Origin of the sequence: Azospirillum sp. TSH58, assembly GCF_003119115.1 — a bacterium.
Lineage (GTDB): Bacteria > Pseudomonadota > Alphaproteobacteria > Azospirillales > Azospirillaceae > Azospirillum.
The window spans coordinates 907,377-915,000 of sequence record NZ_CP022367.1 but is presented as its reverse complement, the minus strand read 5'-3'; the positions used below and the strand labels follow the sequence as shown (position 1 = coordinate 915,000).

The 7,624-nt window shown below is 63.7% G+C and carries 4 protein-coding genes, 1 tRNA gene, 2 rRNA genes and 1 pseudogene; 3 read left to right on the top strand and 5 right to left on the bottom strand.

The window, feature by feature from the left end; genetic code table 11:
- The first annotated feature begins 61 nt into the window (after positions 1-61).
- The 3 genes from TSH58p_RS25630 to TSH58p_RS25620 all read left to right on the top strand — a co-directional run bounded on the left by TSH58p_RS25630 (position 62) and on the right by TSH58p_RS25620 (position 3,224).
- Positions 62-2,806 (top strand): 23S ribosomal RNA (locus TSH58p_RS25630).
- A gap of 130 nt (positions 2,807-2,936) precedes the next feature.
- Positions 2,937-3,052, top strand: a 5S ribosomal RNA gene (rrf, locus tag TSH58p_RS25625).
- Between the two features lie 95 nt (positions 3,053-3,147).
- A tRNA-Met gene (locus TSH58p_RS25620) sits at positions 3,148-3,224 on the top strand.
- Here the strand turns inward: TSH58p_RS25620 and TSH58p_RS25615 are convergent.
- From TSH58p_RS25615 to TSH58p_RS25595, 5 genes and pseudogenes are all read right to left on the bottom strand, one after another.
- Positions 3,181-4,278: a recombinase family protein gene (locus TSH58p_RS25615; RefSeq protein ID WP_247895567.1), complete on the bottom strand. Its 1,098-nt coding sequence runs from the start codon at positions 4,276-4,278 to the stop codon at positions 3,181-3,183. The two genes, TSH58p_RS25620 and TSH58p_RS25615, sit on opposite strands and share 44 nt — an antisense overlap.
- 283 nt (positions 4,279-4,561) lie before the next feature.
- On the bottom strand, positions 4,562-4,846 hold the full coding sequence (locus tag TSH58p_RS25610) for a recombinase family protein (protein ID WP_109469558.1): 285 nt from the start codon (positions 4,844-4,846) through the stop codon (positions 4,562-4,564).
- Entirely contained in the window at positions 4,843-5,073 is a 231-nt protein-coding gene (locus tag TSH58p_RS25605; protein WP_162600089.1) for a hypothetical protein, read from the bottom strand. The genes TSH58p_RS25610 and TSH58p_RS25605 overlap by 4 nt, the downstream gene beginning before the upstream one ends.
- Before the next feature lie 111 nt (positions 5,074-5,184).
- Positions 5,185-6,078: a hypothetical protein gene (locus TSH58p_RS25600; RefSeq protein ID WP_109469556.1), complete on the bottom strand. Its 894-nt coding sequence runs from the start codon at positions 6,076-6,078 to the stop codon at positions 5,185-5,187.
- A gap of 564 nt (positions 6,079-6,642) precedes the next feature.
- Positions 6,643-7,613, bottom strand: a pseudogene (locus TSH58p_RS25595) (IS110 family transposase).
- Between the last annotated feature and the right edge of the window lie 11 nt (positions 7,614-7,624).

Genomic DNA, 7,624 nt, shown 5'->3' with positions numbered 1-7,624 from the left:
CTTGCGGCGTTGTGCGTGCGTCTGGGCTTGCCCCTGCGCGTGGCGCAACCGCTGAGTTTAGGATCAAGCGTCTGAAGGGCATCTGGTGGATGCCTTGGCACTGAGAGGCGATGAAGGACGCAGCACGTTGCGATAAGCCATGGGGAGCCGCGAGCAGGCTTTGATCCGTGGATTTCCGAATGGGGCAACCCACCGCGCAAGCGGTATCCTCACCTGAATTCATAGGGTGGGGAGGCGAACCCGGCGAACTGAAACATCTAAGTAGCCGGAGGAAAGGACATCAACCGAGACTCCGCTAGTAGTGGCGAGCGAACGCGGACCAGGCCAGTCATTCAGTCTACATAACCGGAACCGTCTGGAAAGGCGGGCCAGAGCGGGTGATAGCCCCGTACGGGTAAACCGGACTGAATGCTCGAGTAGGGCGGGGCACGTGAAACCCTGTCCGAACATGGGGGGACCACCCTCCAAGCCTAAGTACTCCTCAGTGACCGATAGTGCACCAGTACCGTGAGGGAAAGGTGAAAAGCACCCCGACGAGGGGAGTGAAACAGTTCCTGAAACCGGATGCCTACAAGCAGTCGGAGCGGCCTTGTGCCGTGACGGCGTACCTTTTGTATAATGGGTCAGCGACTTACAGTAAGCAGCGAGCTTAAGGCGATAGCCGGAGGCGCAGCGAAAGCGAGTCTGAACAGGGCGCTTGAGTTGCTTGCTGTAGACCCGAAACCCGGTGATCTAGCCATGGGCAGGTTGAAGGTGCGGTAACACGCACTGGAGGACCGAACTCACGCCTGTTGAAAAAGTCGGAGATGACCTGTGGCTAGGGGTGAAAGGCCAATCAAACCGGGAAATAGCTGGTTCTCCGCGAAAGCTATTTAGGTAGCGCGTCGGGCGATTGCCCACGGGGGTAGAGCACTGGATGGGCTAGGGGGCCTCGCGGCTTACCAAACCTAACCAAACTCCGAATACCGTGGAGCACAGCCCGGCAGACAGACGGTGGGTGCTAAGGTCCATCGTCGAGAGGGAAACAGCCCAGACCGCCAGCTAAGGTCCCCAAATCACGGCTAAGTGGGAAAGGATGTGGGAAGGCCATGACAACCAGGAGGTTGGCTTAGAAGCAGCCATCCTTTAAAGAAAGCGTAATAGCTCACTGGTCTAGTTAAGCCGGCCTGCGCCGAAAATGTATCGGGGCTCAAGCCGTGTACCGAAGCTGCGGATGTGTCTTTGACACGTGGTAGCGGAGCGTTCCGTAAGCCTGCGAAGGGTGTCCGTGAGGCCGCCTGGAGGTATCGGAAGTGAGAATGCTGACATGAGTAGCGACAAACAGTGTGAGAAACACTGTCGCCGAAAGTCCAAGGGTTCCTGCGCAAGGTTAATCCACGCAGGGTGAGCCGGCCCCTAAGGCGAGGCCGAAAGGCGTAGTCGATGGGAACCACGTTAATATTCGTGGGCCAGCGGGTGTGTGACGAATGGGAAAGCGTGTCGGGCCTTATCGGATTGGCCCGGCTGGGGACCCGTTCCAGGAAACAGCCCCCGCATCAGACCGTACCCCAAACCGACACAGGTGGACTGGTAGAGTATACCCAGGCGCTTGAGAGAATGGTGTTGAAGGAACTCGGCAAATTGCCCTCGTAACTTCGGAAGAAGAGGGCCCCGTTCGTGCGCAAGCGCGGGCGGGGGGCACAGACCAGGGGGTGGCGACTGTTTACTAAAAACACAGGGCTCTGCGAAGCCGTACAAGGCGACGTATAGGGTCTGACGCCTGCCCGGTGCCGGAAGGTTAAGAGGAGGGGTTCACGCTCCGAATTGAAGCCCCGGTAAACGGCGGCCGTAACTATAACGGTCCTAAGGTAGCGAAATTCCTTGTCGGGTAAGTTCCGACCTGCACGAATGGCGTAACGACTTCCCCGCTGTCTCCAACACCAACTCAGCGAAATTGAACTCTCCGTGAAGATGCGGAGTACCCGCGGTCAGACGGAAAGACCCCGTGCACCTTTACTACAGCTTTGCAGTGGTGCTAGGGATCTCATGTGTAGGATAGGTGGGAGGCTAGGAAACCCGGGCGCCAGCTCGGGCGGAGCCAACCTTGAAATACCACCCTTGAGGTCTCTGGCATCTAACCGCGCTCCGTTGATCCGGAGCCGGGACCCTGCATGGCGGGTAGTTTGACTGGGGCGGTCGCCTCCCAAAGTGTAACGGAGGCGCGCGATGGTGGGCTCAGAGCGGTCGGAAATCGCTCGACGAGTGCAATGGCATAAGCCCGCCTGACTGCAAGACAGACAAGTCGAGCAGAGACGAAAGTCGGCCATAGTGATCCGGTGGTTCCATGTGGACGGGCCATCGCTCAACGGATAAAAGGTACGCCGGGGATAACAGGCTGATGACTCCCAAGAGTCCATATCGACGGAGTCGTTTGGCACCTCGATGTCGGCTCATCACATCCTGGGGCTGGAGCAGGTCCCAAGGGTTCGGCTGTTCGCCGATTAAAGTGGTACGTGAGCTGGGTTTAGAACGTCGTGAGACAGTTCGGTCCCTATCTGCCGTGGGTGTCGGAGTTTTGCGAGGATCTGTCCCTAGTACGAGAGGACCGGGATGGACATACCTCTGGTGCACCGGTTGTCACGCCAGTGGCATGGCCGGGTAGCTAAGTATGGACGGGATAACCGCTGAAAGCATCTAAGCGGGAAACCCACCTCTAAACCAGAACTCCCTTGAGAGCCGTGACAGACCATCACGTCGATAGGAGGCATGTGGACGGGCGGCAACGCCTGAAGCTGAGCCTTACTAATCGCTCGATCGGCTTGATCCTTCCCAGCAGGCGGCCCGCGCGCAGCGGCAAGCCCTGGGCGCACGAGCCAACACCGCAAGAATGCAAGAACGTCCTCGATCATTGACACCTCTGCCGTCCCTGTCCGGATGGTTCGCGTGTGCCTTGGTGACTTGGTGGTCATGGCGAGGCTCCCAACACCCGATCCCATTCCGAACTCGGCCGTGAAACGCCTCAGCGCCGATGGTACTGCGTCTTAAGACGTGGGAGAGTAGGTCGCCGCCAGGTCACCACGGCACACGCCACGCCAGCCAGGACGTGGACGCAGCAGGCTTCAAACACACTTGACAATCGTCGCACATCGTCCCTTCCCAAGGAACATCCGCGGGGTGGAGCAGCCCGGTAGCTCGTCAGGCTCATAACCTGAAGGTCGCAGGTTCAAATCCTGCCCCCGCAACCACCGACAGTTGACAGCCCGTCTCCCCGGAGGCGGGCTGTTGGCGTTTCGGACCCGCCTCGGCGCACGCCGCCAGGATCGCCGCCAAGTCGCCATAAAGCTGCGCCTCCAGCCCGGCACCAGACGGGCAGGGGGACAGCTCGACGCGGTCGACCATCGCACGGATCATCTCCATCGCCGCCATCCCCTCATCGCCGTCCCCGAGCACGGACTCGAGCTCCGCAACCTTCCGCCGGTACAGCTCCGGCAGGTTGGCCGGCAGCAGCATCTCCGGCGCCTCCGTCTTCACGGCGTCCATCTCGGTGGCGAGCGCGGCACGCTCGGCCTCCAGGGTGGACAACCGCTCCTTCAGAGAAGGGCTGTACATCCCGTCCTCCACCGCCTTCAGGATGGACGCGATCTTCCGGTCGATGCCGGCGAGGGCGCGCTCCTGGTCCCCCCGCCGGTTTCGCGCCTCGGCTTGCTCGCGCCGTTGCACCGCCGCCATCTCCTCGACAAAGGCTGCGACCACGTCGGCGCCGAGCAGGCGTTCCTTCAGTCCGGCGAGCACACGGCGCTCGATCGCCTGCCGGGTGATGGTGCGGTCGTTCGGGCAGGTGCCGGAATTCCGGTGGCCGGCGCAGCCGTAGCGGTCCTTGCCCATGATGGTGTACCCGGCGCCGCAGATGCCGCACACCAGCACGCCGGACAGAAGGAAGCGCCGGCGATGCACGCGGTTCAGCGCGTTGCCCTGGTCATCCCGACCGATCTCGGTGGCAACCGCTTCCTGTCGCGTCTTGACGCGGTTCCACAGAGCGTCATCGACAATGCGCAGCTCGGGAATCTCGACGGTCTCCCGCTTTTCCTGAGGATTGATGCGGGCCACGCGCTTGCCGGTGCCCGGGTTCTTGATGAACTCGCAGCGGCCCCAACTCAGCACACCAACATAGTTGACGTTGTTGAGGATGCCGGTGCCCCGCGCCACCTGTCCGCGGATGGTGGTGTCGAGCCAAGCGCCGCCAGTAGGCCCGGTCACACCTTCGTCGTTCAACAGGCGGGCAATGGCGCGAGGGCTCATGCCGTCGGCGTACAGCGTAAAAATGCGGCGGACAACGGCAGCTTCGGTTGTGTTGATGCGGCGGTAACCGCCGCCGGGCTTGTCGCCGTCGACGACGTCGTATCCATAGGCCTTGCCGCCGGGAATGCGTCCCTCCTTGGCAAGGCCGAGATGGCTGCGTCGGGTCTTCTGACCGGTCTCCTTGAGCTGCACCTGTGCCATCATGCCCATGATGGCGATGTGGAGGGTGGTGATCTCGCCAAGGTGCGGCGTGTACAGCTTGATATTGTGGAAGTTGAGGTGGTCATAGAGATCGGAGGTGTCCGCCAACCGCCGGCCCAGACGGTGACACCACGACATCGAAGCGGCGGCGCCCGGCATCATCCACCAGCTTCAGAAAGCCCGGGCGGTGCCGGGAGGCGCCGCTGATCGCCGCGTCCGTGTAGGTATCGACAACCTCCCAGCCCTGCTGGACGGTGTAACGCCGGCACAGCTCGATCTGGTCGGCGATCGATTCCTGGCGCTGCTTGTCGGTCGAGTAGCGGGCGTAGATGACGGCCCGACGGCGGGGGTGGTGGACGACAGTCATCGCAGGACCTTCAGGGAAAACGCGATCAGGGCGGCGAGAAGAACAAGGGCGAGGCCGGCAGCGAACGTCATGAAGCCGGCCTGGGACGGCCGCCGGCGCATCTCATGGCGCGCCAAAATGCGGGCCAATCCGAGCAGCTTCTCGAGTGGAGCGGCCCGCTGCTCCTGCTGGGGCGGCTGGACAACGGGCGCCGTCGTTGCGGCGGTGGAGTCGGTGGTGTGGGTCACGGGTGGAAAGTCCATGGTGGGAGCGGCCATGACGATATGGTCCGATGGTGGCAGGAGCGGAAACACAGCGGCAGATCGGCGTCGCCGACGCCAACCCGGACATAGGTGCGGTCAGGAGTCGGGCGGCGCGGCCGTGGCCGGCAGCCCCAGCGAGCCCTGCTTGCCGGGCTTCACCTTGCCACCGGCTTCACGATGGGCGGATGCCGCGAGCGCCGCCGCGAACGGCTCCAGAACCTCCAGCCGGCCCCGCAGGCGGGCGTTCTCGCGGCGCGCTTCGTCCAGCGCCTGCTCCACCTGACGCTTGGCGGTCAGTTCCGAACGCAACTGGTCGAGCTGCAGCGAGGAGCGCAGGTGGGCAGCCCTTTCTTCCGACAGAAGGTGGTTCACGGTCTCCACAGCGGCTTGAGCGTCCGCCACCTGCCGCTGGCGATCCTCCATCTCCGCGGACATGCGGGTCAGCGCCGCGTCCTGCTGGGCGACCTTCACCGCCAGCTGGTTGCGGTCTTCCGTGATCCGGTCGTGCTCCTGTGCCAAATCCTCGTAGCCCTGCTCCTGTTCAGCGATCTCCGCCGTCAGGGCGTGAAGTTCGCTCCGGCAAGCAGCGCTTTCGTTCTGCAGGGCTGCCAGCGCGGCGGCGTGCTGTTCCGCGGCGAGGCGCCTCTCCTCCTGCCGCAGGGCGTCGATCGACGCGATGAAGGCCGTCAAGGCGCCATCGATGGCATGCCGCATCTGCTCGGCCGCGGCGCAGGACTGGACGTCGACCGGCCCTCCCGCGAACGCATTGCCAGACGTGCTGACCGCGCCCTTCTGAATGACGAAGAGGTGAGGGGCGGTCTTCCTGATGTCATGGATGAAGCGCGATACGTCGCGCAGGGAGCCTCCGCCAATCTCGGCGCGAATGCGGCGGTAGGACGGATAGGCGTGGTCCTTCGACACGATCTTGCTGACCGCTTCCGAGACGGACTCGTGCGTGATCAGGGGATAGGTGGGCTGGGAGCAGGACATCCAGAACCTCTGCGGGGACTACGGTTTGGGCGGCCGTGCTGTCGGCCGGCTGAGTATCTGGATGAGTTGCGATGCCAGGAAAGGGCTGCGGCGACGGAATCTTGACGGTTCCGGTCCAAGCCGGCCGATGGTGAGGTGATGCCGCGGTAGCGATACCGGGTAGCGACACCTGATACCGGTGTTACCGTCGCCAACCACGTCGATCCCACCCCTCCGCCTGCGGGCCGCTCAGGTCCACCATTTCACCCAGGCGGTGCAGAAAATTGCCCGGCGCCGGATGCGGCGGGGCGGAACCCTTGTGTGGACGGCCCCTCTGGCGCAAGAGGGAAATCCGCATTGACTGGCCGAGAAGGATGCATCCATGTGTCCGGCCTGTTGTTGCAGCCGCTGGCTGCTGGCCCTGATGAATTCCGCGGATCGCGTCCAAATCAGCTCATCGCGCTCGGTGGCGCTTGGTCCCCGTGGGTTTGGCCGATCCCCGGCCCCGCCGGTTCGTCATCACGTCTCACCACCCTTGCCCATCCGCCTCGCCGAGCCATCCGACGCCGGCGAGGCGAACGCGGTCTACGCCGCGCTCGGCGCCGCGTAGGTCACTCCCCGCGTCATCACCACCCACGCGATGCGCGCGGTCTTGTTGGCCAGAGCCACGGCGGCCAGCTCTGCCGGTTTGCGCTCCAGCAGCTTCGTCGCCCAAATGCGGCTGGCGTTGTCCTGGCGCGCCAGCCGCATGACCGCCGTGGCGCCCACGACCAGCAGGCGGCGGATGTAACCGTCCCCTTGCTTGCTGATCCCCGTCTGCCGGTCCTTCCCGCCGCTGCTGTGGGCTTTCGGCGTCAGGCCGAGCCATGCGGCGAACTGCCGGCCGGATCGGAACAGCGTCCCATCCGGCACCGCCGCGGCGATCGCACTGGCGGTGATCGGCCCGATCCCGGGAATCGTCGCCAACCGGCGACTCACGTCGCTGGCGCGGTGCCACTCCAGAATGCGCGCCTCCAACCGGTCGATCTCTTCGCCGAGCAGGCGGAGCTGATCGACAAGACCGTGCAGCGCCCGGCGCGCCAACTCCGGCAGACGATCCTGCGCCTCGTGCAGCGCCTCGATGGCGGCTTTCGTCCCGCTTGGGCCTTTGGCCGCGATGATGCCGAATTCCGCGAGGTGACCGCGCAAGGCGTTGATCAGCATCGTCCGCTGCCGAACCAGCAGGTCACGGGTCTTGTGCAGCATCAAGGCAGCCTGCTGATCGACGGTCTTGACGGCCACGAAGCGCATCGTCGGTCGGGTCACCGCCTCGCAGATCGCCTCGGCATCGGCGGCATCAGCTTCACCGTATGGCCCAGCGCCGCGATTTCCCGCGCCCAGTGGTGCGCCGTTCCACACGCTTCCATCCCCACCAGGCATGCCGGCAGGCCTTGGAAGAACTTCAGCACTTCGCCCCGTCGTAACTGCCGACGGACCAGAACCTTCCCGTCTCCGTCGATGCCATGAACCTGGAAGACATTTTTCGCCAGATCCAGACCGATCGTCGTCACGCCCATCGCTGGCTCCC